Annotated in this window: 22 protein-coding genes; 2 read left to right on the top strand and 20 right to left on the bottom strand. The window is 58.1% G+C overall.

Going from position 1 to position 23,118, the window contains the following annotated elements; genetic code table 11:
- Positions 1-57 precede the first annotated feature (57 nt).
- Together AFK24_RS28065 and fnr are read right to left on the bottom strand one after the other, a co-directional pair.
- The gene (locus tag AFK24_RS28065) at positions 58-603 is read right to left on the bottom strand and encodes an adenine phosphoribosyltransferase (RefSeq protein ID WP_065836336.1); all 546 of its coding nucleotides are present in this window, start codon (positions 601-603) and stop codon (positions 58-60) included.
- Positions 604-670: 67 nt separating this feature from the next.
- A complete protein-coding gene (gene fnr / locus AFK24_RS28060) occupies positions 671-1,405 on the bottom strand; it encodes a fumarate/nitrate reduction transcriptional regulator Fnr (RefSeq protein WP_065836335.1) in 735 nt (244 codons plus the stop codon).
- Positions 1,406-1,559: 154 nt separating this feature from the next.
- On the opposite strand from fnr, the gene AFK24_RS28055 reads away from it, so the two are divergent.
- Complete coding sequence (locus AFK24_RS28055) at positions 1,560-2,039, top strand: hypothetical protein (protein WP_080482354.1); 480 nt, start codon at positions 1,560-1,562, stop codon at positions 2,037-2,039.
- Between the two features lie 51 nt (positions 2,040-2,090).
- On the opposite strand, the gene hemN is transcribed toward AFK24_RS28055, so the two are convergent.
- The 14 genes from hemN to ccoN (AFK24_RS27985) form a co-directional block, all read right to left on the bottom strand.
- Positions 2,091-3,473: an oxygen-independent coproporphyrinogen III oxidase gene (gene hemN, locus AFK24_RS28050; protein ID WP_065836334.1), complete on the bottom strand. Its 1,383-nt coding sequence runs from the start codon at positions 3,471-3,473 to the stop codon at positions 2,091-2,093.
- A gap of 73 nt (positions 3,474-3,546) precedes the next feature.
- The gene (locus AFK24_RS28045; RefSeq protein WP_065836333.1) at positions 3,547-4,230 is read right to left on the bottom strand and encodes a sulfite exporter TauE/SafE family protein; all 684 of its coding nucleotides are present in this window, start codon (positions 4,228-4,230) and stop codon (positions 3,547-3,549) included.
- A gap of 129 nt (positions 4,231-4,359) precedes the next feature.
- On the bottom strand, positions 4,360-4,575 hold the full coding sequence (gene ccoS / locus AFK24_RS28040) for a cbb3-type cytochrome oxidase assembly protein CcoS (RefSeq protein ID WP_065836332.1): 216 nt from the start codon (positions 4,573-4,575) through the stop codon (positions 4,360-4,362).
- A 25-nt stretch (positions 4,576-4,600) separates the two neighbouring features.
- A complete protein-coding gene (locus tag AFK24_RS28035) occupies positions 4,601-7,048 on the bottom strand; it encodes a heavy metal translocating P-type ATPase (protein WP_065836331.1) in 2,448 nt (815 codons plus the stop codon).
- A gap of 156 nt (positions 7,049-7,204) precedes the next feature.
- Positions 7,205-7,744, bottom strand: a complete 540-nt coding sequence (locus tag AFK24_RS28030) for a FixH family protein (RefSeq protein WP_065836330.1) — start codon at positions 7,742-7,744, stop codon at positions 7,205-7,207.
- A gap of 12 nt (positions 7,745-7,756) precedes the next feature.
- Entirely contained in the window at positions 7,757-9,172 is a 1,416-nt protein-coding gene (ccoG, locus tag AFK24_RS28025; protein ID WP_065836329.1) for a cytochrome c oxidase accessory protein CcoG, read from the bottom strand.
- A 316-nt stretch (positions 9,173-9,488) separates the two neighbouring features.
- The gene (gene ccoP / locus AFK24_RS28020; protein ID WP_065836328.1) at positions 9,489-10,466 is read right to left on the bottom strand and encodes a cytochrome-c oxidase, cbb3-type subunit III; all 978 of its coding nucleotides are present in this window, start codon (positions 10,464-10,466) and stop codon (positions 9,489-9,491) included.
- Positions 10,463-10,651 (bottom strand): CcoQ/FixQ family Cbb3-type cytochrome c oxidase assembly chaperone, encoded by a 189-nt coding sequence (locus tag AFK24_RS28015; protein ID WP_020292821.1) that lies wholly within the window; start codon positions 10,649-10,651, stop codon positions 10,463-10,465. Before AFK24_RS28015 ends, ccoP (AFK24_RS28020) begins: the two co-directional genes overlap by 4 nt.
- Positions 10,652-10,656: 5 nt before the next feature.
- Positions 10,657-11,265 (bottom strand): cytochrome-c oxidase, cbb3-type subunit II, encoded by a 609-nt coding sequence (gene ccoO / locus AFK24_RS28010; protein WP_065836327.1) that lies wholly within the window; start codon positions 11,263-11,265, stop codon positions 10,657-10,659.
- The gene (gene ccoN / locus AFK24_RS28005) at positions 11,265-12,707 is read right to left on the bottom strand and encodes a cytochrome-c oxidase, cbb3-type subunit I (protein WP_065836326.1); all 1,443 of its coding nucleotides are present in this window, start codon (positions 12,705-12,707) and stop codon (positions 11,265-11,267) included. The genes ccoO (AFK24_RS28010) and ccoN (AFK24_RS28005) overlap by 1 nt, the downstream gene beginning before the upstream one ends.
- A gap of 505 nt (positions 12,708-13,212) precedes the next feature.
- Positions 13,213-14,163, bottom strand: coding sequence for a cytochrome-c oxidase, cbb3-type subunit III (gene ccoP, locus AFK24_RS28000; RefSeq protein WP_065836325.1), 951 nt, complete (start codon positions 14,161-14,163; stop codon positions 13,213-13,215).
- A complete protein-coding gene (locus tag AFK24_RS27995; RefSeq protein ID WP_047577851.1) occupies positions 14,160-14,378 on the bottom strand; it encodes a CcoQ/FixQ family Cbb3-type cytochrome c oxidase assembly chaperone in 219 nt (72 codons plus the stop codon). The genes ccoP (AFK24_RS28000) and AFK24_RS27995 overlap by 4 nt, the downstream gene beginning before the upstream one ends.
- A gap of 3 nt (positions 14,379-14,381) precedes the next feature.
- The gene (gene ccoO / locus AFK24_RS27990) at positions 14,382-14,990 is read right to left on the bottom strand and encodes a cytochrome-c oxidase, cbb3-type subunit II (protein WP_047577850.1); all 609 of its coding nucleotides are present in this window, start codon (positions 14,988-14,990) and stop codon (positions 14,382-14,384) included.
- A 10-nt stretch (positions 14,991-15,000) separates the two neighbouring features.
- On the bottom strand, positions 15,001-16,425 hold the full coding sequence (gene ccoN, locus AFK24_RS27985) for a cytochrome-c oxidase, cbb3-type subunit I (protein ID WP_065836324.1): 1,425 nt from the start codon (positions 16,423-16,425) through the stop codon (positions 15,001-15,003).
- Between the two features lie 90 nt (positions 16,426-16,515).
- On the opposite strand from ccoN (AFK24_RS27985), the gene AFK24_RS27980 reads away from it, so the two are divergent.
- Positions 16,516-17,208: an alpha/beta family hydrolase gene (locus AFK24_RS27980; RefSeq protein ID WP_065836323.1), complete on the top strand. Its 693-nt coding sequence runs from the start codon at positions 16,516-16,518 to the stop codon at positions 17,206-17,208.
- 1 nt (position 17,209) lies between these two features.
- Here the strand turns inward: AFK24_RS27980 and AFK24_RS27975 are convergent, their stop codons facing one another.
- From AFK24_RS27975 to AFK24_RS27960, 4 genes are all read right to left on the bottom strand, one after another.
- Positions 17,210-17,668, bottom strand: a complete 459-nt coding sequence (locus tag AFK24_RS27975; protein ID WP_065836322.1) for a hypothetical protein — start codon at positions 17,666-17,668, stop codon at positions 17,210-17,212.
- A gap of 96 nt (positions 17,669-17,764) precedes the next feature.
- A complete protein-coding gene (locus tag AFK24_RS27970) occupies positions 17,765-20,710 on the bottom strand; it encodes a hypothetical protein (RefSeq protein WP_065836321.1) in 2,946 nt (981 codons plus the stop codon).
- A gap of 54 nt (positions 20,711-20,764) precedes the next feature.
- A complete protein-coding gene (locus tag AFK24_RS27965; protein ID WP_065836320.1) occupies positions 20,765-21,133 on the bottom strand; it encodes a hypothetical protein in 369 nt (122 codons plus the stop codon).
- Positions 21,134-21,172: 39 nt separating this feature from the next.
- Positions 21,173-23,005: a hypothetical protein gene (locus AFK24_RS27960; RefSeq protein WP_065836319.1), complete on the bottom strand. Its 1,833-nt coding sequence runs from the start codon at positions 23,003-23,005 to the stop codon at positions 21,173-21,175.
- Between the last annotated feature and the right edge of the window lie 113 nt (positions 23,006-23,118).

Here is a 23,118-nt window from a genome sequence, read left to right as displayed (position 1 = left end):
TCCGACACGAAAGGTTTGCCGGATTTGAATGCCTATTCGCGAGCAAGCTCGCTCCCACTATTCGGCCAGCCCGAACTCGGTCAGGCAGAACGTTGGGATCTGCATGGCTTGCAGGCGTTGCGAGCCACCCAGTTCAGGCAGGTCGATAATCGCTGCGGCTTCATGGATTTCGGCGCCCATGCGGCGGATCAGGTTGGCGGCTGCTATCAAGGTGCCGCCAGTTGCGATCAGGTCATCGAACATCACCACTGAATCGCCTTCACACAGGCTGTCCGCGTGAACTTCCAGGTACGCCTGGCCATATTCGGTCTGGTACGCCTCGGACAAGACGTCGGCAGGCAGCTTGCCTTGCTTGCGGAACAGGATCAGCGGTTTGTTCAGTTCGTAGGCGATGATCGAGCCGATCAGAAAGCCCCGGGCGTCCATCGCGCCGATGTGCGTGAAGTCGGCGTCGATGTAGCGCTGCACGAAACTGTCCATGATCAGGCGCGTGGCCTTGGGCGACTGGAACAGCGGGGTGATGTCCCGAAAGATCACGCCTGGCTTGGGGAAGTCCACAACAGGGCGGATCAGGGATTTGAAGCTGAATTCGTCGGCAGTCATAAAAGGTGATCCAGGGCAGGGATGAATAGCGCGCCTAGTCTAAAGCCGCCCGCTCTGGATCGCACTCTCAGCTTTCGATAGCGCCGCCGGCCAGTGCGCACAGCTGGATAGGATCGAGAATCTGGATTTCCTTGCCTTCGGCTGCAATCAGCTCGTTCTGCTGGAAACGCGTGAACACCCGAGACACGGTTTCCACCGCCAGGCCCAGGTGATTGCCGATTTCGTTACGCGACATGCTCAGGCGGAACTGGTTGGCCGAGAAACCCCGCGCGCGGAAGCGGGCGGACAGGTTGACGAGGAAAGTCGCGATGCGTTCATCGGCGGTTTTCTTCGACAACAGCAGCATCATTTGCTGATCGTCGCGAATTTCCCGGCTCATGACCCGCATCAACTGGCGACGTAGCTGCGGCAACTGCACCGACAGCTCGTCCAGGCGTTCGAACGGAATTTCACAGACTGACGTGGTTTCCAGCGCTTGCGCCGATACCGGGTAAGCCTCTGAATCCATGCCCGACATGCCCACCAGTTCGCTGGGCAGATGGAAACCGGTCAGCTGTTCTTCACCGCTGTCGCTGATACTGAACGTTTTTAGTGCGCCGGAACGTACAGCGTACACCGAGACAAAGGTGTCGCCCTGACGGAACAGGAACTCACCTTTTTTCAGCGGGCGGCCACGCTTGACGATTTGGTCAAGCGCGTCCATGTCTTCGAGGTTCAAGGAAAGTGGCAGGCAAAGGGGAGCCAGGCTGCAATCCTTGCAGTGAGCCTGGGTATGAGCACGCAACTTGACTGGCTCGGACATTGGTTTAATCCTTGTGGGAAAACACACATAAGTTATAAGGGTAACTCACCCGCAGCGATTCCGGCCAGCACCATTAAACATGCCCGGCATCAAGTTTTGGCGAATCGGCCGATAGTTCTGGGATCATCGGCTTTCTGATCAGGGGTTTGCACTCATGTGGTCACCAACACTTACCGCCATCAGTAACGCGTTTATAAGCGCCAATAAGCCTGCACAAACCAGCTCCAACGAACCGGCCGCCGACAACACGGCAACCCGTGCGACCAAAACCAGCGATAGCGTGCAGGTCACTTTGTCCGCTGCGGGTCAGGCCCGGGCTGCGCTGGCGCGTTCCACCAATCCCGACATTGCCGAAAGCGGCCTGCCGGATTCGGTGCAAAAAATCCTGACCTCCGTGCGCGAATCCCAGAAAGGCATGGACCGGCTGGAGAAGGAGTTGCAGGCGGCCATGAAGGACAAGTACCTGACGCCGGACATGCGCCAGGCCAAAGTCTCGGCCCTGCAAACGGTATCGGCGATTTATCAGCGTCAGATCAGCAACACCACGTCGGATTTGTCGGCGGTCATGAGCAAGCTCAAGCTCGGTTCGGCTGACAAAATGAAAGCCAGCATGCTGGTCATGGCCAAGATGTAGCGCCACGCCTGCTGCTGGAAGTGGTGCAGCCATCCGCTCAGATCACCCGTGTCATATCACCCGTGAAAAGCGCTGGCGATTCTGCTGCGAAAGATGTGCGTCAAACACCATGCACACCGACCGCACCAACAAGCGACCGGCCGGCATGACACGAATGCCGTCGGTGTCCAGCTCGATCAAGCCGTCTGTGGCCATGGTCGCCAACTCGGGCCACAGCTCGCTGAAGTAAGCGCGAAAATCAATCTCGAATTCGGCTTCGATGTCGGCGAAGTCCAGGCTGAAATGGCAGATCAACTGTTGGATCACCGCCCGGCGCACGCGATCGTCTTCCGTACAGATCAGCCCGCGCTTGGTCGCCAGTTGATCGCTGGCCAACAGGTTCTGGTAATCATTGAGGTCGCTGCTGTTCTGGCTGTACAGATCACCGATCTGGCTGATGGCGGAAACGCCCAGGCCAATCAAGTCGCAATGGCCATGAGTGGTGTAACCCTGGAAGTTGCGTTGCAGGGTCAATTCTTCCTGGGCCACGGCCAGCTCGTCATCGGGCAGGGCAAAGTGGTCCATGCCGATGTAACGGTAACCAGCCTTGGTCAGCTGCTCGATGGTTTGCTCAAGCATCAGCAACTTGTTTTCCGGTGAGGGCAGGTCGGCGGCTTCGATACGGCGCTGCGGCATGAAGCGTTCCGGCAGGTGCGCGTAGTTGAACACCGAAAGCCGGTCCGGTTGCAGGGTGATGACTTCGTCGACGGTGTGGGCGAAGGCATCGGGTGTTTGCTTGGGCAAGCCGTAGATCAGGTCGATATTCACCGAGCGATATTGCAGGGTGCGCGCCGCTTCGATGATGGCCTGGGTTTCTTCCAGGCTCTGCAGGCGATTGACCGCGCGTTGCACCTGCGGATCGAGGTCCTGCAGGCCAAGGCTGACCCGGTTGAAACCGAGTTCGCGCAACAGGCCCATGGTCGACCAGTCGGCTTCCCGTGGGTCGATCTCGATGCCGTAGTCGCCCGAGTCATCTTCCAGCAGATTGAAATGCTTGCGTAGCTGGGCCATCAACTGGCGCAACTCGTCATGACTGAGGAACGTCGGCGTGCCGCCGCCGAAGTGCAGTTGCTCCACCACCTGGCCTGGGTCCAGATGACAGGCGATCATCTGGATCTCGTGCTCAAGACGCTGTAGGTAGGCCTGAGCTCGGCCGCGATCCTTGGTGATGACTTTGTTGCAGGCGCAGTAATAACAAATGTTCGCGCAGAACGGGATGTGGACATAGAGCGACAAGGGGCGCATGGCCTTGCGGCTGTCGCGCAGAGCGTGGAGCAGGTCGAATGCTCCCACCTGTGTTTGAAATTGCACGGCTGTGGGGTAGGACGTGTAGCGCGGCCCCGCCAAGTCGTAGCGGCGTATCAGATCAGAATCCCATTGAATTGCTTCGAGCATGCGGGCGTTCCCCGGATAGACTGGCAGTGCCGGTCAGTCTAGGGAGCGCAATCGATTTGGGTGTTGATGTGGGTCAATGCCCCATCAGCCAATGTTGGTGCGGACCGGGTAAGGTCCAGATACCAAACAGAATCACCAGCAAACCACCGGTCATCCGCACCCCGCGCTTGCGCAGCAATGCCGTCATCCGTTCGGCAGCCAGGCCCGTCGCCAGCAGCACCGGCCAGGTTCCCAAGCCGAATGCCAGCATCAACAGTGCACTGTCCAGCGCATTGCCCTGGCTGGCCGACCATAACAGCGTGCTGTAGACCAATCCGCACGGCAACCAGCCCCAGAGCGCGCCCAGCAACATTGCCCTGGGCAGGCTCGATACGGGCAGCAGTTTGCTCGCAACCGGCTGAATGTGGCGCCACAGGCCGCGTCCGAGGCTTTCGATGCGTGTCAGGCCACTCCACCAACCGGCGAGGTACAAACCCATGGCAATCAACAGCAGCGCGGCGATGACACGCAGCACCATGGCCGCCGGACTGTTGGCCATCGCCCAGCCGGCCATGCCGATCAGCAGCCCGGCGGTTGCGTAACTGAGGATTCGACCGAGGTTGTAGGCCAGCAGCAGCTGGAAGCGTCGACTGCGTTGCTCCTTGGGAATCGCCAGCGTCAGCGCGCCCATCAAGCCGCCACACATGCCCAGACAATGCCCGCCGCCCAACAGGCCGAGGATGACAGCCGAGACGAGGAGCGGGGCGAGGTCAGTCATGAGTAGCTGACCTGTTGGAGATCTTTGTGGGAGCGAGCTTGCTCGCGAAAGCGGTACCTGGGAAGAGGGAAATGTAGAGGGGGTACCGGCCTTTTCGCGAGCAAGCTCGCTCCCACATATCCGCCGTAATTACACATCAGTTTCATCTTTCCTCTGCTGCTGGCCCTTATGCGCAGCCTCGTCCACCGCCGCCTGATGATTCGGGTCCTGGTCGTCGAACAGGATGCTGTGGGCCGGGCTGTCGAGGTCGTCGTACTGGCCGCTGTCCACGGCCCAGAAGAAAATGTAGATCGCGATGGCGACGATGAGCAGTGCCGCCGGGATCATGATGTAAAGCGCTGGCATAAAGCCTCCGAAGCCGGTCGCCGTTTCATGTCGGCAACGGACGGGTGATGGCAACCGCTGGCGTCTGAACGCCTGGCATTCGCGTGAGGCGCAAGGCATTGAGCACCACGGTCAACGAACTGACCGACATGCCGATGGCTGCCCAGACCGGGGTAATCCAGCCCAGTGCCGCGAACGGCAACATGAGGCCATTGTACAGCCCGGCCCACAACAGATTCTCGATGATTACCCGGCGGGTGCGCCGCGCCAGACTGAAGGCCTGGACCAGCGCCTGCAAACGGTTGGACAGCAACACCGCATCGGCGCTGGTTTTTGCCAGATCGGTGGCTGAGCCCATGGCAACGCTGATATCGGCGGCGGCCAGCACCGGCACATCGTTGACGCCATCGCCAAGCATCAACACTTTACGGCCCTGGCTGTGCAGTTGTTGCAGCACCGCCAGTTTGTCGTCCGGACGCAAGCCGCCCCGCGCTTCGTCGATGCCCAGTTGCGCCGCGACACTGGCGACCATCGGCGAGCTATCCCCCGACAACAACAGTGTTTTCCAGCCACGGGCCTTGCAGGCTTGCAGCAATTCGAACGCATCGTCGCGCAAGCGGTCATCGAGGATGAACCAGGCCAACGGCCCATGGCTGTCGCCCAGCAATAAATGCTGGCCTGCATCACCGGGCATCGGCGGAATAGCGCTGGCGCTGAGGGTGCAGACAAATTCGGGTTGACCAATGCGCAGCCGCTGTCCGTCGACCACGCCTTCGAGACCCAATCCCGGCTGGCTATGAACATCTTCAGCGGCGATCGGTGCGCGCCCGAACGCTCGGGCGATGGGGTGTTCGGAGCGATTTTCCAGGGCCGCAGCCAGGCTCAGGCATGTGTCCGCATCCAGCTTGCCCAGGGTTTTGATGCTGCGTAATACGAGGCGGCCTTCGGTCAGGGTTCCGGTCTTGTCGAAAATGACCGTATCAATCTGATTCAAGCCTTCCAGCACATGGCCACGGGTCAGCAGCAGACCGAGTTTGTGCAGTGTGCCCGTGGCAGCGGTCAGTGCCGTCGGGGTCGCCAGTGACAAGGCGCATGGGCAAGTGGCGACCAGCATGGCGAGGACGATCCAGAACGCCCGGGACGCGTCGATCTGCCACCATAGCAAGCCGATGGCCGCCGCCAGAATCAATGAAATCAGCAAGAACCATTGCGCCGCGCGGTCGGCAATTTCCGCGAGTCGCGGTTTGTCTGCCTGGGCTCTTTCCAGCAGGCGGACGATGGCTGAAAGCCGCGTGTCATGGCCCAGCGCCAGGACTTCAACGGTCAACGCGCCTTCGACATTCAGCGTGCCAGCAGTGACTGCATCCCCGGACTGCCGAGGTTGCGGCAGGTATTCGCCGGTCAGCAATGATTCATCGACGCTGGACTGGCCTTCGACAATGCGGCCATCCGCCGGGAGCACCGAACCGGGATGCACCAGCACGTGATCGCCCATGCGCAGTTCACTGAGCAGGATGCGTTCGCTTTGGCCGTCCGCACTCAGACGCAGGCACGAGGCGGGCAGCAGGTTAACCAGTTGCGCCGTTGCAGCAGCGGTGCGCTCCCGAGCGCGACGCTCCAGATAGCGGCCAGCCAACAGGAACAGCGCAAACATGCCGACCGCGTCGAAATACAATTCGCCATTGCCGGTGATCGCGGTCCAGATGCCAGCGATGTAGGCGCTGCCAATGGCCAGCGATACCGATACATCCATGGTCAGGTGCCGGGTGCGCAGATCGCGCATGGCACCGCGAAAGAACGGTGCGCAGCTGTAGAACACAATCGGCGTGGTCAGGAACAGCGCGATCCAGCGCAGGATGGTGTGCATCTCCGGGCTGAGATCGATGTTGAATTCCGGCCAGGTGGCCATGGTTGCCATCATCGCCTGGAACCACAGCAGGCCGGCAACGCCCAGTTGGCGCAGGGCCAGACGATTCTCGCCGGCCAGTTGCTCGGCCGCGCGATCAGCCTGGTACGGATGGGCGACGTAGCCGATATGGCGCAGTTCGCTGAGCACCTGGCTCAACGGCAACTGGCTATCGGCCCAGCGCACATGCAAGCGGTGATTGGACAGGTTCAGACGTGCTTCGGCCACCGCCGGCAGGCTGCGCAGATGTTTTTCGATCAGCCAGCCGCAGGCGGCGCAGCTGATGCCTTCCATCAACAGTGTGGTTTCCGACAGCTCGCCGTCATGGCGAACGAAGGGCGCCTGCACGTCGGGGCGGTCATACAGCGCCAGTTCGTCGACCAGCTGCACCGGCAGCGTTTCGGGGTTGGCCGAGGCTTCGCTGCGATGGCTGTAATAACTTTCCAGGCCGCCAGCGACAATAGCTTCGGCCACGGCCTGACAGCCAGGGCAGCACATTTCCCGCGTTTGCCCGAGCACGACAGCGGTAAAACGGCTGCCCGCCGGGACGGGCAGGGCGCAGTGGTAGCAGGGGGTTGGTTGAGTCATCTAGGCAGCCGGATGGTGAGCATTGGCCCTGTTGGAGTGACCGGGGTGGCGATCCACCTTGCCCGTGAAGGCGATATTCGACACGCGAATCTGTGTTGAATGTACCAGCCTCTTCGCGGGCAAGCCTCGCTCCAACGGGTTCTTGCCACTCTCAAGTCAATTCTTCAAATCTTCAGCGCCTTGAATCGGCTCGTCGCCCAGGGCCAGGTCCTTGTCGTGGCTGACTTGTTCCTCTTCAAACAGGCGCCAGGTCTGGCCGTCCTGCACGCCGAGCAGCTCAACGAAACGACGGCCTTCGACCTTGTCGCTCAACTGGCCGATGTAGCGTCCGGCATCCGATGGGCTGCGGGTCAGGATGACCTTGCGATCCTTTTCCGGCTGGGTCGGTGAAATCAGGTTCAGCTCAACGGTTTCCGGCTGGCTGTCGCCGCTCAGGCGCAGCTCGGCTTCGCCGGTCAGTTCATCCAGATGCACATTGGCGCGCAGCTTGAGGGTCTGGGCCAGCAGTTCGCGGTTGAGGGAGCGATTGATACCTTTGCCAGCCTCGTAATAGTTGTCGTTGACCAGATTATCCGGGTGATTCACGGCAATCGTGACCATGGACAGGGTCAGCGTCACCGAGCAGGCCAGGATGCCGATGATGATCCATGGCCAGATGTGCTTGTACCAAGGGCTTGAAGCAGTTGCGACTGACATGACAGGCATCTCTTAACGTACTTGTGGGCCAATGAACCGGCTCTTGGTTTCAGCGTGCGTGCCGCCGTTATCGGCGTCCTGAAGAATGAAGGTGACCTCGTTGGTGCTCGACGGCAGCTTCTCGGGGGCGCTCGACAGTTCCACCGGCATGGTGAAGATGTCGCCCGCCGCGACCTTGAATTCACGACGTCCTTGCAGCTTCAGATCCGGCAGGCCGGTGGCATCGAGAATGTAGGTGTGGTCGACCTGATCCTTGTTCATGACTTTAAGGCTGTAGACGTTTTCGATCCGCCCTTCAGCGTTTTCCCGGTATAGCACGCGGTCCTTGCTGACATCGAAACCCACCAGCGAGCGCATGACGAAGGCCGACACCAGCAAGCCGACCATCAACAGCAACACCAGCGCGTAGCCAATCAGGCGCGGCCGCAGCTTGTTGGTGACTTGCCCGGACAGGTTGTGCTCGGTGGTGTAGCTGATCAAACCGCGCGGGTAGTTCATCTTGTCCATGATGGTGTCGCAGGCATCGATACAGGCCGCGCAACCAATGCACTCGACTTGCAGACCGTCGCGGATGTCGATCCCGGTCGGGCAGACCTGCACGCACATTGTGCAGTCAATGCAATCACCGAGGCCCACAGCTTTGTAGTCCGCTTCTTTTTTACGCGGGCCACGTTTCTCGCCGCGACGTGGGTCGTAGGAGACGATCAGCGTGTCCTTGTCGAACATCACGCTCTGGAAGCGCGCGTAAGGGCACATGTAGATGCACACCTGTTCGCGCAGCCATCCGGCATTGCCGTACGTGGCGAGGGTGAAGAAGCCGACCCAGAAATACGCCCAGCCATCAGCCTGGCCGGTGAGCAATTCGGTGGTCAGGTCGCGGATCGGCGCGAAGTAGCCGACGAAAGTCAGGCCGGTCACCAAGCCGATCAGCAACCACAGAGTGTGCTTGGCCAGTTTGCGCACGAGTTTGTTGGCACTCATTGGCGCCTTGTCGAGCTTGATGCGCTGGTTGCGATCACCTTCGGTGACTTTTTCGCACCACATGAAGATCCATGTCCAGACGCTTTGCGGGCAGGTATAGCCGCACCAGACGCGCCCGGCATACACCGTAATGAAGAACAGACCAAAGGCGCTGATGATCAAAATGCCCGACAGCAGGATGAAGTCCTGAGGCCAGAACGTTGCCCCGAAAATGTAGAACTTGCGCTCCGGCAGGTTCCACCACACTGCCTGATGCCCGCCCCAGTTCAGCCATACGGTTCCGAAATAGATAAGGAACAGCAGAGCGCCGCCAACCATGCGCAGGTTGCGGAACAGGCCGGTGAAGGCACGGGTATAGATTTTTTCGCGCGCAGCGTAGAGATCCACCGAGTTGTTATCGTTTTTCGGTGGTGGCGTGACATTGTGTACGGGAATCTGATTGCTCATCGGTGCATCCCACGGCAGTGGAAAAATGCCTCAGTCAGTACATGCCAACTGTGGTCAGAAGAGTGCTGTTATGGCGTTAATCATACGCCTGCACACATGGCTGAGGGGTGCGACCTCTGGTCGCATTGGGTCGCCGCGCATCTTGGTGTAGGAAATTGTAGAAGATGCTGATCTGGATCAATTGACTAGTAGATGATGTGCAGCTTTTTTGGCTGGATCGCTACCGGTAACGGCCGTAGGACCGGCTTTAGCCGGGAGGGCATTCTCCCGGCTAAAGCCGGTCCTACGCGATGATGGTGGATGAAGACCGTCTGGCCTACTCGGCCTGCGCCGGCTTTTCCCCATGGGAAAGGCTGTACACGTAAGCCGCCAGCAGGTGAACCTTGTCGTTGCCTTGTATCGCTTCCTGAGCTGGCATCTGGCCCTGACGACCGTAACGGATGGTCTGCTGCAGTTGCGCGAAGCTCGAACCGTAGATGAATGCTCCCGGATGCGTCAGGTCAGGCGCGCCCATTGCCGGCGTGCCTTTGCCCGCCGGACCGTGGCAAGCCACGCAGTTGGCGGCAAAGATTTTCTGCCCGGCCGCCGGATCGGCTTTAGCGTCTTCCGGCAATTTGCGGCCATCCAGTTGCGTCAGCACATAAGCTGAAACATCACGCACGCCTTGGTCGCCGACCACTTCGCCCCATGCCGGCATGACCGCATGCCGGCCACCCATGATGGTGGTCTTGATGGTTTCAGGCTCGCCGCCCCAGCGCCAGTCGGCGTCGGTCAGGTTCGGGAAACCGTAGGCACCCTTGGCATCCGAGCCGTGACACACCGAGCAGTTGGAGGCGAACAGCCGACCGCCCATTTTCAGTGCTTGCGGGTCTTTGGCGACTTCTTCAATCGGCATGGCCGCGAATTTGGCGAAGATCGGCCCAAACCGCGCATCGGAGCGCGCCAGTTCCTTTTCCCATTCGTGGACGCCGGTCCAGCCGGCCTGACCATTGGAGAACTCGGTCTTCTTGTCGTTATCCAGGTAGTCATAACCCGGCAGTAGGCCTTTCCAGTTGCCCAGCCCCGGATACAGAACCAGATAACCCAAGGCAAAGATGATGGTGGCCACGAACAGCATGAACCACCACTTGGGCAGCGGGTTGTCGTACTCCTCGATGCCATCGAAGGAATGACCAACGGTTTCTTCCGTGGCTTCGTTGCGCTGGCCCTTGCGGGTGGACAGCAACAGCCAGGTCAGGACGAAGATCGTACCCAGGGTGAGGACTGTGACGTACAGACTCCAAAACGTACTCATTTGTTGCTCCTGGAAGCTTGCGCTTGCTCGACGTTCTTGATGGCTTCGGGATCATCCGCGAAGGGCAGCAAGGTCGCGTCTTCAAACTCTGACTTGCGCCGAGGGCTGAACACCCAGAGCGCCAGACCGATAAAGGCCACCATCACCACCAAGGTGCCAAGGCCTCGAATCATCCCGATATCCATCAAGATCACCTTTTGCTTTTGATGATGGTGCCAAGGCCTTGCAGGTAGGCCACCAGTGCGTCCATTTCGGTCTTGCCTTTCACGGCCGCCTGGGCGCCGGCGATATCTTCGTCGGTGTAAGGCGTGCCCAGCGTGCGCAGGACCTCGAGTTTCTTCGCGGTTTCCTTGCCGTCGAGCTTTTTCTCGACGAGGAAGGGGTAGGCGGGCATTTTCGATTCAGGCACGACGTTGCGCGGGTTGTACAAGTGCGCGCGGTGCCAGTCATCAGAGTAACGTCCGCCGACTCGCGCCAGATCCGGACCGGTGCGTTTGGAACCCCACAGGAACGGGTGGTCCCAGACGCTTTCCCCGGCAACCGAATAGTGGCCGTAGCGTTCGGTCTCGGCGCGGAACGGCCGGATCATCTGCGAGTGGCAGCCAACACAGCCGTTGGCGATATACACGTCGCGACCTTCGACTTCCAGTGCGGTGCGCGGCTTCATGCCCTCGACCGGCTTATTGGTCACGTCCTGGAAAAACAGCGGCACGATCTGGGTCAGGCCGCCAATGCTGACGGCGATAACCATGAAGAAGGCCAGCAGGCCAATATTCTTCTCGACGACTTCATGCTTCATCAGTGAGCTCCAACGACAGCGATCTGGGCGGCGGCTTCTGCTTCAGCCGGGTCGGAAGCACGGACGGTGCGCCATACGTTGTAAGCCATGAACAGCATGCCGCTGGCGAAGAATGCACCGCCCACGGCCCGGACGATGAAGCCCGGATGGCTGGCTTGCAGGGCTTCGACAAACGAGTAGGTCAAGGTGCCGTCGTCGTTGATCGCACGCCACATCAAGCCTTGGGTAATACCGTTGACCCACATCGAAGCGATGTACAGCACCGTGCCGATGGTCGCGAGCCAGAAGTGCGTGTTGATCAGACCGATGCTGTGCATCTGCGGACGACCGAAGACTTTCGGAATCATGTGGTACAGGGCGCCGATGGAAATCATCGCCACCCAGCCCAACGCACCGGCGTGAACGTGACCAATGGTCCAGTCGGTGTAGTGCGACAACGAGTTGACCGTCTTGATGGCCATCATCGGGCCTTCAAAGGTCGACATGCCGTAGAACGCCAGGGACACCACGAGAAAGCGCAGGATCGGGTCGGTGCGCAACTTATGCCAGGCGCCCGACAGGGTCATCATGCCGTTGATCATGCCGCCCCAGCTGGGTGCCAGGAGAATGATCGACATCGCCATGCCCAGCGACTGCGCCCAATCCGGCAATGCGGTGTAGTGCAAGTGGTGCGGACCAGCCCAGATGTACAGGGTGATCAACGCCCAGAAGTGCACGATGGACAGGCGATAGGAGTAGATCGGACGTTCGGCCTGCTTGGGAACGAAGTAGTACATCATCCCCAGAAAGCCGGTAGTCAGGAAAAATCCTACCGCGTTGTGGCCGTACCACCACTGGATCATGGCGTCCGTGGCACCCGAATAAGCCGAATACGACTTGAACAGGCTGACCGGCAGCGACATGTGGTTGACGATGTGCAGCATCGCGGTCACGACGATGAATGCGCCGTAGAACCAGTTGCCGACATAGATATGCTTGGTCTTGCGTTTGACGATGGTGCCGAAGAACACCGCGCCGTAAGTCACCCAGACAATGGCCAGCAGAATGGCAATCGGCCATTCCAGTTCGGCGTATTCCTTGGTGGTCGTATAGCCCAGTGGCAAGGTAATGATTGCGCCGACGATCACCGCTTGCCAGCCCCAGAAGGTGAAGGCCGCCATGCTGTCGGAGATGAGCCGCGTCTGGCAGGTTCGCTGCACGACATAATAGGAAGTGCCGAACAACGCACAGCCACCGAAGGCGAAAATCACCAGGTTGGTGTGCAGCGGGCGCAGGCGTCCGAACGTCGTCCATTCAAGGCCGAGGTTCAAATCAGGCCACACCAGTTGTGAGGCAATGAAGACACCTAATCCCATGCCAAGGATTCCCCAGACCACCGTCATGATGGCGAACTGGCGAACGACCTTATAGTTATAAGCAGTCTGACTGATTGCTGTGCTCATTCTAAGGTTCCACGGTTTGGATATTTATTAGAGGTACTGTTATCCGAGTTGCCACGGGCGCAGGTATGGGGAGGGCATTGGTCGATGCAACGCAAAAAGGGCGTTGCACATGCTATCCGAAGCTGAAACTACGGCCCTTTCAGGCATATCTCGAACGCAAGGCACACGAATTATCGTGTCCAAGCAGACTGAAAAAGGCGGGGGAGACAGGTCTTGTGAAATAGGGCGCGTGAGTGGCGGACATTTTGGCTGCATACGGGGCAAGGCTCGAGCAGACCATGAATCAGCCTGTCAGGCTTTGCCTGTATGAATGTCGGACACATTCCTTTCACTTGGCCTGTGGCCAGCTATTGCCAGTCCACTATGCGGGCAAGCTTAGACCCGAAAGCCAGGAGTGGGAAGCTGTACTAACGAGGGGTGCGACACTTGGTCGCGTATGGCCAGGGAACTGCCGCACCCCGTTGCAGGGTGCGGCGTTCGTGGGATCCAGCATGTTGCTGAATCGTTACTCCGCCTGTTTTACCTTGGCCGCGAGTTGATCAGGACCCTTGGACAAACTGTAAACATAAGCGGCGAGCAACTGCACTTTGTCATTGCCCAGCAAATCGGCCTGAGCAGGCATATGACCTTGGCGACCAAGACGGATGGTCTGTTGCAGTTGAGCCAGGCTGGTACCGTAGATGAAACCGCCCGGCTGCGTCAGGTTTGGGGCGCCCATCGCTTCGGTGCCTTTGCCTGTAGCACCATGACACGCTACACAGGTTGAGCTGAACACTTGCTGTCCGGCCTCGAGGTTCGCGGTGTCATCCGCGGCCAGAGGCAAACCGGCCAGGGAGTGGCGCACGTAAGCGGCAACGTTCTTCACGCCTTCTTCGCCAATGACTGGCCCCCAGGCTGGCATCGCTGCCACGCGCCCACCCATGATGGTGGCCTTGATGGTGTCGGCCGCGCCGCCCCAACGCCAGCTATCGTCAGCCAGATTCGGGAAGCCGTAAGCGCCCTTGGCGTCCGAGCCGTGGCAGACCGAGCAGTTGGAGGCGAACAGGCGGCCGCCCATTTTCAGGGCCTGCGGATCCTTGGCCACTTCCTCCACCGGCATCGCGGCAAACTTGGCGAAGATCGGTCCGAATTTGGCGTCAGCCTTGTCCATTTCCTTCTGCCATTCGTTGACGCCGGTCCAGCCATTTTCGTAGCCGGGCAGTACGCCTTTCCAGTTGCCCAGACCCGGATACAGGATCAGATAACCCACCGCAAACACCAGCGTGCCGGCGAACAGCATGAACCACCACTGGGGCAGCGGATTGTCATACTCCTCGATGCCGTCGAAGCTGTGGCCCATGGTCTGGTCGGTGCTGCCTTTGGTTTCGCCCTTGCGGGTACCGATCAACAGCCAGGTCAGGCCGATCAGGCTGCCAATGGTCAGCACGCAGATGTAGGTGCTCCAGAAGGTGGTCATGACTGTTTACTCCGCGCGACAGACTGCTGTTTGGAGAGTCGCTCTTGTGAAAGTTGCTCGTTGACGGGTGTCGGCAAAGGTTCATCGGCGAACGGTGCCATGCGCGCTTCAGCGAATTCCGAGTTGCGTCGGCTGCTGAAAACCCAGAGCGACAGGCCGATAAATGCGATTGCCACCACCAGCGTGCCGAGGCCGCGCAAGTCTTGAATATCCATGGCTCACCTCTTGCTCTTGATCGAAGTGCCTAGCACTTGCAGATAAGAAACCAGCGCATCCATCTCGGTCTTGCCTTTGAGGGTCGCTACGGCGCCGCTGATATCGGCATCGGTATAAGGCACGCCGAGGGTGCGCATGGCCTTGATCTTGGCTTCGGTATGGCTGCTGTCCAGTTGCTGGGTCACCAGCCATGGATAAGCAGGCATCTTCGACTCAGGCACGACGTTGCGCGGGTTGTACAAGTGCGCGCGGTGCCAGTCATCCGAGTACCGGGCGCCAACCCGGGCCAGGTCCGGACCGGTACGCTTGGAACCCCACAGGAACGGGTGATCCCAGACGCTTTCCCCGGCAACCGAATAGTGGCCGTAGCGTTCGGTCTCGGCGCGGAACGGACGGATCATCTGTGAATGGCAACCGACGCAGCCTTCGCGGATATAGATGTCGCGACCTTCGAGTTGCAGCGCGGTGTAGGGCTTCATGCCCTCGACCGGCTTGTTGGTCACATCCTGGAAGAACAGCGGCACAATCTGGGTCAGGCCGCCGATGCTGACGGCCAGCACCATCAGAATCATCAGCAGGCCGACGTTTTTTTCGATTACTTCATGTCTCATGGTCGACTCCTCAGGCCATCTGCGCAGCGGCGGCAGCGTCGACAGGGTTGGAAGCCCGCACGGTGCGCCAAGTGTTGTAAGCCATCAGGAACATGCCGCTGAAGAAGATCGCGCCGCCGACCATCCGCACGATGAAGCCAGGGTGGCTGGCCACCAGGGTTTCGACGAAGGAGTAAGTCAAGGTGCCGTCTTCGTTCACCGCACGCCACATCAGGCCCTGCGCAATGCCGTTGACCCACATCGAAGCGATGTACAACACCGTACCGATGGTCGCGAGCCAGAAGTGCGCGTTGATCAGGCCGATGCTGTGCATCTGTGGCCGACCGAAGACTTTCGGGATCATGTGATACAGAGCGCCGATGGAGATCATCGCTACCCAGCCCAAGGCGCCGGCGTGAACGTGACCGATGGTCCAGTCGGTGTAGTGGGAAAGCGAGTTGACGGTCTTGATCGCCATCATCGGACCTTCAAAGGTCGACATGCCGTAGAACGCCAGGGACACCACCAGAAAACGCAGGATCGGGTCGCTGCGCAACTTATGCCAGGCGCCCGACAGGGTCATCATGCCGTTGATCATGCCGCCCCAGCTTGGTGCCAGCAGAATCAGCGACATCACCATGCCCAGCGACTGCGCCCAGTCCGGCAGTGCGGTGTAGTGCAAGTGGTGCGGACCGGCCCAGATATACAGGGTGATCAGCGCCCAGAAGTGCACGATGGACAACCGATACGAATAAACCGGGCGTTCGGCCTGCTTGGGTACGAAGTAATACATCATCCCCAGGAAGCCAGCGGTGAGGAAGAATCCCACAGCGTTGTGCCCGTACCACCACTGCACCATCGCATCGGTCGCGCCGGAATACAGCGAATAGGACTTGGTCAGGCTGACCGGCAGTTCAAGGTTATTGACGATGTGCAGGATCGCCACCGTGAGGATGAACGCACCAAAGAACCAGTTACCGACATAGATGTGCTTGGTCGTGCGTTTGGCCACGGTACCGAAAAACACGATGGCGTAAGCCACCCAGACGATGGTGATCAGAATGTCGATTGGCCATTCCAGTTCGGCGTATTCCTTGGAACTGGTGTAACCCAATGGCAGGCTGATGGCCGCCAGCAGGATGACCAGTTGCCAGCCCCAAAACGTGAAGGCCGCCAGTTTGGGAAGAAACAGCTGGGTCTGACAGGTGCGCTGGACCGAGTAATAGGAACTGGCAAACAATGCACAGCCGCCGAATGCGAAGATCACGGCGTTGGTATGAAGTGGACGCAAGCGACCAAAGCTTGTCCACGGAAGGTCGAAGTTGAGTTCAGGCCAAACCAGTTGGGCGGCGAGGAAGACGCCAAGTCCCATCCCGACAATCCCCCAGATCACCGTCATAATGACGAACTGGCGGACCACCTGATAGTTGTAGGCGGTGCTGTTAGTAGTGTTCATTTAGGTGTATTTCCCATCCAGCTAGGTCGGGGCCATTACGCACGGTTATAGCTCCGGGTTATTGGCAGACTCATCAAAAGCGAGGCAAGCATGAGCAATGGGCAAAATGCCTGTATTGACGAGGATCAATGCGCGCAACTGGCAAAGGACAATGGCTGGTTGTGGAACCGGGCAGAAGGGCATTCAGGCAGCAAAACGGCGACGCTTGTTCTGGCCCATGGCGCCGGCGCGCCCATGGACAGTGGTTTCATGAACGACATGGCGGCACGCCTTGCCGCACAAGGCGTCAACGTCTTGCGTTTCGAGTTTGCTTATATGGCCCAGCGCCGCATCGACGGTCGCAGACGCCCGCCCAATCAACAGGCGCAGCTGCTTGAAAGCTGGCGGCTGGTGTATGCCAGCCTGCGACCTCATGTCTCTGGAAGCCTGGCCATTGGCGGCAAATCCATGGGCGGGCGCATGGCCAGTCTGGTCGTTGATGAATTGGGCGCTGATGCGCTGGTGTGTCTGGGCTATCCGTTCTATGCAGTGGGCAAGCCGGAAAAGCCAAGGGTCGCGCATCTGGCCGAACTGAAAACCCCGAGCCTGATCGTGCAAGGCGAGCGAGACGCATTGGGTAACCGCGAGGCGGTCGAAGGCTATGCGTTATCGAAGTCGATTGAATTACTCTGGTTACCCACCGCCAATCACGATCTCAAACCGCTGAAAGCCTCGGGCGTTACTTATGAAGAGTGCCTGGCGAATACGGCCGAGCGTATCGGGCAGTTCCTGCTGGCTGAATGACTCACCGGCATCGCAGATCGAACACACCGTCGCTGACTTCAAAGTCAATGGCGGACATGCCGAAACTGAAAAGCCCTTTGATCTGCTGCCGTGCTACGTCGGTTTCGAGAAGGGTGAACTGACCGGTCTGCAAGTTGGCCGAGTGATAGACCACGTTGCGCCTGCCAGGACTCTCGTTATAGACAATCTTGATGTGCTCATTGACGACAAGATCATAAGTGCCGGCGGGCAAATCCCGGTCGAAGAACAAACCGATACTTGTTCGCTTCTGACCCACCTTGCCTTCGGCGATGATCTTCCAGATCCAGTGCCTCGGCGCTTCGGCCAATTCAGGCCGAAGTGTCAGCCGGGCGCGTAAAGACTTGATGACCATGGGCCGCTGATTGACAGCCGCCGCGAAACTTCCCGTGCAGTGGGCGGGCGGAATGGAACGCTTGGCTGGCTTTGCAGGGTTGCTCATGATCATGCTCTTGACGCACTGGATTGACGTTATCTAAAAGGGCGTCACCATTCATGAATGACGCCCCATGTAATTCAGGATTGAGCTTGGGTCATGCTAGCGCAGGCCAACACCATTACTGTACTGCGAGTGCTTGGTCTGGACTTCCTGCCCCAACACCAGGTTTTTCACCCAATACCAGGTTCCCAGCAAACTCTGGGAAGTGATGCTCGAAGACCAGTACGTGTTATTGCCCATCGGCCAGCGACTGCCGTAAGCGTGGAATATCTCCCGCAGTTCCTCGATGGAGGGAATCCGTGCACCGGCATTGGCGGCGGCGATGAAGATAGGGTTGGAGGTTCCGTTGCCCAGGCCGATGCAGTGAATCACGCCGGTTACCGTAACCGTGTAGCTCGCGGTTATGCCCAGCGAATCCGTTACCGAAATGATTGCTTCACCCCTTCCGCGCACCGAAGTCAGCCCGGTTTGGTCAACCACGGCCACCAATGGGTCACTTGAACTGTACACATAAGGCGCCTGACCGCCACTGGCAACCCGCTGCACCGTTGTGCCGTCCGGAAAAGCGGGAAGCAGATCGGGCGCACCGGGGAGCAAATAGATTTTGCCGGGCAGCGTGACGGGCGAAGCATCGAACTCCAGCAACGGGCTGACGCTCAGCTGCAACGGAGTGGAAACCACCGCTGTGGAGGCGCGGGTCGCGGTGTAAGTGACTGTTGCAGGGTGGCCGGCGGTGGCAGTGATGAGGGATTTGGATAGGTTGAATTGCAGTTGCGCTGCACTGCCCACCACCTGTGGCGGGGTGTCGTGTGCGCTCACGCCTTTCCAGCTGACGATTACGCTGTCCGTGGGCTGCATGTCTTGATAGGCAACCCGCACGGTTGCGCCGGATTCGGGGATTTTAGAGGGCACGAGAATACCGTCTGGCCCGACACCATCCATGAGCGGAGCGGAAAGGTTACTAAGGCTGCCCACCACTTTCAGCAGCAGCGAGGGCGAAGTCTGCACAACGCCTGACGCGCGCTGCACGCTGTAAGCCACCTCAATGGTCTGGCCAACGTTGGCGGCGATCACCGCACCGGCAAATACCAGCGACAGCTCTTTGCCGACATCACCCTCCTGAATGACTTTTTCCTTGCTGTCGCTGGCGTTGGTGCCCTTGACGTCGACCCGCACCCAATCATTTCGCTTCAGATTCGCACTGGTTTGAACGACCACAGTCGCCCCATTTGCAGTGTCGGCAAGGTAAAGAGTGTCGCCCCTTGCTTCCTTGACGTGGGGTACAGGAAGCGGCGTCACCACGGTTTCCTGCACAACAAACGCCAGCCTGGTGGAGCGATAGGTCTGGCCGTTGCGCTCGACTTCATACCAGACGTTGACCCGCGCATCGAGGCTGGCGACGACAATACTTTTCAGCACACGGAACACCACTTCGCGGTCTACCGTGCCGCTATTGAGCACCGTATAAGTGCTGTACACACCATCAGGCGCGCGGCCTTCCCAATGCAGGATGACTTTGTCGCGGATCGCCATCCCGGTGTAAGGCTGGATACGCACGATGGCTTCCGGGCCGATGTTCGCCGGGTCGAGCACGCCGTCGGCACTGACGTGATCCACGCTCGGCGCGGGCAATGGCACGCTGGTGTCTTGACTCACTTTCAAGTCCAGTACCGGCGATTTGAAGAACGCGCGGGTGAAGGTGTTGACCGTGTAATAGACCTGCACCGTGCCTCCGGCCAGCACGCTGACCTTGTCCTGAGGGATACGATATTCAAGGGTCTTACCGACATCGTCGCGGCTCAACGTCCTCAGTTCCTCGTGCAACACATTCGCACCGCTGGCCGTTTTGCCGGACCACACCAAGGTCACGTCATTGCCATCCGCCATGAAGTAATACGGCGGCACCAGTGAGACGACATTTTGCGAAGCCGGGTCAAGCACACCGTCTTGTGCTGCCGGGACCTTCGGTGCTTGCAGCTCCTGGACCTCGCCGATAACCGTCAGCGACAGACTCTTGGAGCGCAACATCGCGCCGCTGGCTTTCTCCACCGTATATTTCAGGCGCGCCCGGCCTTGGGTAATCGGCACGAACTGCTCGAACGGCACGAAGAACTCCACGAAACTCGATGGGTTCTGCACCGTCTTGGTGATCACGAAAGGCTCCAGCGCCATGCCTTCGGCGGTATTGCGCTCCACGACCAATGTGATCTCGTCACTGCCCGCCATTTCCGGATACGCCACAACCAATGCCTGAACCGGATTGCCAGCCAGCCGGTCCAGATCCAGCACCGAATTTGGCGCCTGCGGGGTAATCACTGCTGGCAAGCTGGAATTGCCGGCTTCCACTTCAACAAAGGTCGGCAGCGACCAGCGCGACCAGTTATTAACGATGTCGCGCACTTCGTACCGGACCTCCAGCATGTCCGAATCCCCGGCCATTTCGATAATCGTCCTCGGCACTGGCACCACCACGGGATGGCCGACTTGATCCTCGGACTCAATGGTGTGCGGGACAAACTCACCGTTCCACGACACCGTCACCTTGTCGCCTGTTTCCATGTTCAGATAGGGCATGAGAATCACACTCACCCCATCCGGGGAGGTGATGATGCCAGCGGGGAAAATGCTGGGTTTTAGGAGGGCTTCGTTTTGGTAGGGACTTTCGGGGTCAGGATCACGCCCGCCAGGGATCGACAATTTGACGATGACTGAGGTTGATTCGGATGTGTCCGGAATACCAGAAGGGAATGGCGTGTAACTATAAAATACTTCTGCTACGCCTGGCTGTATCCAGTGAGTATCGACATAGAGAGAGAAAATACCATTGGTATTCGGGGCATCGGGTGAGTGTATGTAGCTATCGACAGGCTCCTCATTAGCGCCCCAGAACAGATCAATACGGTCTTTGGGGTTCATGTCCAATGGGCCGATAAGAACTTCCAATGGCTTGGTTGGATCGGCAACGTCAACATCACCTACGCCACTTTCGTTGTGGCTGCGGATGGTAGGTTTTGGGAGTGAATTTAGCATTTTGACTGTGTTCATGTTGTTTCCTTATTGTTTTAGTGAGACGGGTGAATCCCGTCTCGTCAGATGTGGTTATTCGCAAGAGCCGCCGTGGCGCAAGTCAACCCATATATGGCTGCGGTGGGAGGGTTGCTGCTCGTCATGGATTACGTAAAACGCTTCGCCGTGGCCGAAACAGTGTTTGATAAGCTGTTCTCGAGGTAGATTCAAGTGATAGCCTCCACGCAGTTCTCTTTCGGTCAGTCCCTGAGAGAGGAAGGTCCATACGAATTTTTTATTGCCTTCGTCTAATTTGTCATACGCCTCGTAAGTGAACTCAATTCTTTGACCAAGTCTCATGCCTTTAACGGGCTTGATGAAGACGGGGGCTCCTTGAAGGGAAAGCTTTTGATTGATGGCGCCATTTTGATTAGTTGAAGTAAATACGGGTGCGTGATTCATGTGTTTTCCTGGTTGTTTGAGGTGATTGATATAAGAACTTTAAGAGCAAACACCTGCAACGCGTAGGTCAACAAATACGCTGGCTCGTTTCGAATTACCTTGACCCTTATCGCTTTGTACTTGGAAAAATGCTTCCGCGTGACCATAGCAATGGTTAGTCAGTTGAGCGAGCGGAACAGCGAAGTTGTAGCCCGCGGTTGCTTCCTCCTCACTCAGTGGTAGTGAGGTGTGTGTCCAGATAAATTTCTGTTCGCCTCCCACGAGTTTGTTGTAGGCTTCGTATGTGAATACAATCGTTTGGCCTGACGCGATGTTGGTGTAAGGTTTAATAAAAACTGGCGCTCCGTTGACTGATAACTCGACGTTAATTGCGCCGTTTTCATTAAGTGCTGTGAACTCGGGTGCGTCTGGGCCATCTGGTCCGCCTGGCAACTCATCCTTGGATTGAACGATAATGCTTTGTTCTGGGGATGTGGAGGCGTTTGGGTTTCCTGTGCTGGCAACGGTGTAAAAAACTCTGATATCGTTGCCTGCGCCGACTGGTTTGAATTTGCTGTTCAACGCAGTCAACAATAACGACCGCCCCGCTGCAACATCGGTATTGGTGATTACATACGGCGCAGCAAGAACCTCCTGCCCACCCCAGTAAATGTTGATGATCTGAGCCGCTTTGAAGCCGCTGTTCCAATTGATAATAATTGTTGCATTAAGCTCGAAATCTTCAACGTCAATGAAGTTATCTTCATTGCTCGGGATGCTGCTGGCACCTCGGATGGTAGGTTTGTCGAGGTTGCCAGGAACGGGCAGCTCCACATTGACGTTCACTTCGAGTTGTTCCGAAAAACCCACAATCTGGCTGTTTCGTACAACGTCATACTTGAGTTGGCGCAAACCATCACCAGCCAGTTCAATGGTCTCGTAAGCTACATCGAAAATCAGTACGAAAGGTTCTCCAATATCTCCCGGAGCTATTGGGTATGGGCCGATAGCTTGGGAGCCCCAGTTGAGTACAATCTCATCCCCTTCTTCAAGCACATCTGAAGTGGGGATTTTGACTTCCACGCCAGCCTTGGCTTCGTTGTAATCAATCGTGCCATCAAAAGCGTCGATAACAGGTGGTGGCAGGTCGGGGGTGATTTCCGTCAGGAACAGCGGGATAGTCAGCTTTCGCGATTCTCCAGAAAGATTACCGGCACGATCCATCACTCGGTAAAAAGTGGCTCCCGCAGAATTACCCAACGATGTCAGGAACGCCTTGTCAAAAAGTACTTCGATCGGCTGGCTGCCATCCTCGTCGCCTTGTAATTCGACCTCAGGCCCAGCGACGTCACCCCAATAGGTCTTGATCACGTCGCCACGGCTAAGTCCCGTATAACCGAGGATCTGGCCAGTCAGTACGTTGCCCATGTCGTTGAGTTCTGCAGCAGTCAGACCATCCTTGGCTTCATCGGGGAAATCCATATGCCCCAGTTGATGCGCGCCAGGCGGGGTACGGTCAATTAATACCGTTACTTCTGGGGAGTGTGAACCGTTTCCCCCCGGAAAGCTGGATACAAGATAAGTATAAGAATGCAGGCCATCCTCAGTCAGTTCGGTTGCTACGGGTATTTCTAACGTGAGGATGGTCCCAACTGGAGGCACTGGATCCAGGTTTTTAGGCGTACCAATTTCAGCGCCGTCTCGAGCCAGTACATATCTGTCCATGAAATCCGCGCCATCCCACACCGGAAAGTTGACGACAACGTCGCGGTCAAGATCTGCCGTCTTGATGAGCCCGTCGACTTCATCTGCAACAGGCACAATTGGCTGCGCAAGAACCGGATCCGCTTTTCTGGCACTGCGGGTTACTGAGCGGCGATGTGAATTACACATGATGAATCTCCAACTATTGATTTATGGTCGCCACGACTGTAAGGCATCTACGTAGATAACCACGCAAGTGTATTTACGCCGTGTTGATAGTTTGTCGTATTGATAGTCTGTGA

This window comes from Pseudomonas syringae (assembly GCF_001698815.1).
GTDB lineage: Bacteria > Pseudomonadota > Gammaproteobacteria > Pseudomonadales > Pseudomonadaceae > Aquipseudomonas > Aquipseudomonas syringae_A.
This window is presented reverse-complemented; position numbering and strand designations above follow the sequence as displayed.

Coding starts and splice junctions, on each gene's coding strand:
- AFK24_RS28065 (WP_065836336.1), bottom strand. CDS start 603: ATGACTGCCGACGAATTCAGCTTCAAATCCCTGATCCGCCCTGTTGTG.
- fnr (WP_065836335.1), bottom strand. CDS start 1,405: ATGTCCGAGCCAGTCAAGTTGCGTGCTCATACCCAGGCTCACTGCAAG.
- AFK24_RS28055 (WP_080482354.1), top strand. CDS start 1,560: ATGTGGTCACCAACACTTACCGCCATCAGTAACGCGTTTATAAGCGCC.
- hemN (WP_065836334.1), bottom strand. CDS start 3,473: ATGCTCGAAGCAATTCAATGGGATTCTGATCTGATACGCCGCTACGAC.
- AFK24_RS28045 (WP_065836333.1), bottom strand. CDS start 4,230: ATGACTGACCTCGCCCCGCTCCTCGTCTCGGCTGTCATCCTCGGCCTG.
- ccoS (WP_065836332.1), bottom strand. CDS start 4,575: ATGCCAGCGCTTTACATCATGATCCCGGCGGCACTGCTCATCGTCGCC.
- AFK24_RS28035 (WP_065836331.1), bottom strand. CDS start 7,048: ATGACTCAACCAACCCCCTGCTACCACTGCGCCCTGCCCGTCCCGGCG.
- AFK24_RS28030 (WP_065836330.1), bottom strand. CDS start 7,744: ATGTCAGTCGCAACTGCTTCAAGCCCTTGGTACAAGCACATCTGGCCA.
- ccoG (WP_065836329.1), bottom strand. CDS start 9,172: ATGAGCAATCAGATTCCCGTACACAATGTCACGCCACCACCGAAAAAC.
- ccoP (WP_065836328.1), bottom strand. CDS start 10,466: ATGAGTACGTTTTGGAGTCTGTACGTCACAGTCCTCACCCTGGGTACG.
- AFK24_RS28015 (WP_020292821.1), bottom strand. CDS start 10,651: ATGGATATCGGGATGATTCGAGGCCTTGGCACCTTGGTGGTGATGGTG.
- ccoO (WP_065836327.1), bottom strand. CDS start 11,265: ATGAAGCATGAAGTCGTCGAGAAGAATATTGGCCTGCTGGCCTTCTTC.
- ccoN (WP_065836326.1), bottom strand. CDS start 12,707: ATGAGCACAGCAATCAGTCAGACTGCTTATAACTATAAGGTCGTTCGC.
- ccoP (WP_065836325.1), bottom strand. CDS start 14,163: ATGACCACCTTCTGGAGCACCTACATCTGCGTGCTGACCATTGGCAGC.
- AFK24_RS27995 (WP_047577851.1), bottom strand. CDS start 14,378: ATGGATATTCAAGACTTGCGCGGCCTCGGCACGCTGGTGGTGGCAATC.
- ccoO (WP_047577850.1), bottom strand. CDS start 14,990: ATGAGACATGAAGTAATCGAAAAAAACGTCGGCCTGCTGATGATTCTG.
- ccoN (WP_065836324.1), bottom strand. CDS start 16,425: ATGAACACTACTAACAGCACCGCCTACAACTATCAGGTGGTCCGCCAG.
- AFK24_RS27980 (WP_065836323.1), top strand. CDS start 16,516: ATGAGCAATGGGCAAAATGCCTGTATTGACGAGGATCAATGCGCGCAA.
- AFK24_RS27975 (WP_065836322.1), bottom strand. CDS start 17,668: ATGAGCAACCCTGCAAAGCCAGCCAAGCGTTCCATTCCGCCCGCCCAC.
- AFK24_RS27970 (WP_065836321.1), bottom strand. CDS start 20,710: ATGAACACAGTCAAAATGCTAAATTCACTCCCAAAACCTACCATCCGC.
- AFK24_RS27965 (WP_065836320.1), bottom strand. CDS start 21,133: ATGAATCACGCACCCGTATTTACTTCAACTAATCAAAATGGCGCCATC.
- AFK24_RS27960 (WP_065836319.1), bottom strand. CDS start 23,005: ATGTGTAATTCACATCGCCGCTCAGTAACCCGCAGTGCCAGAAAAGCG.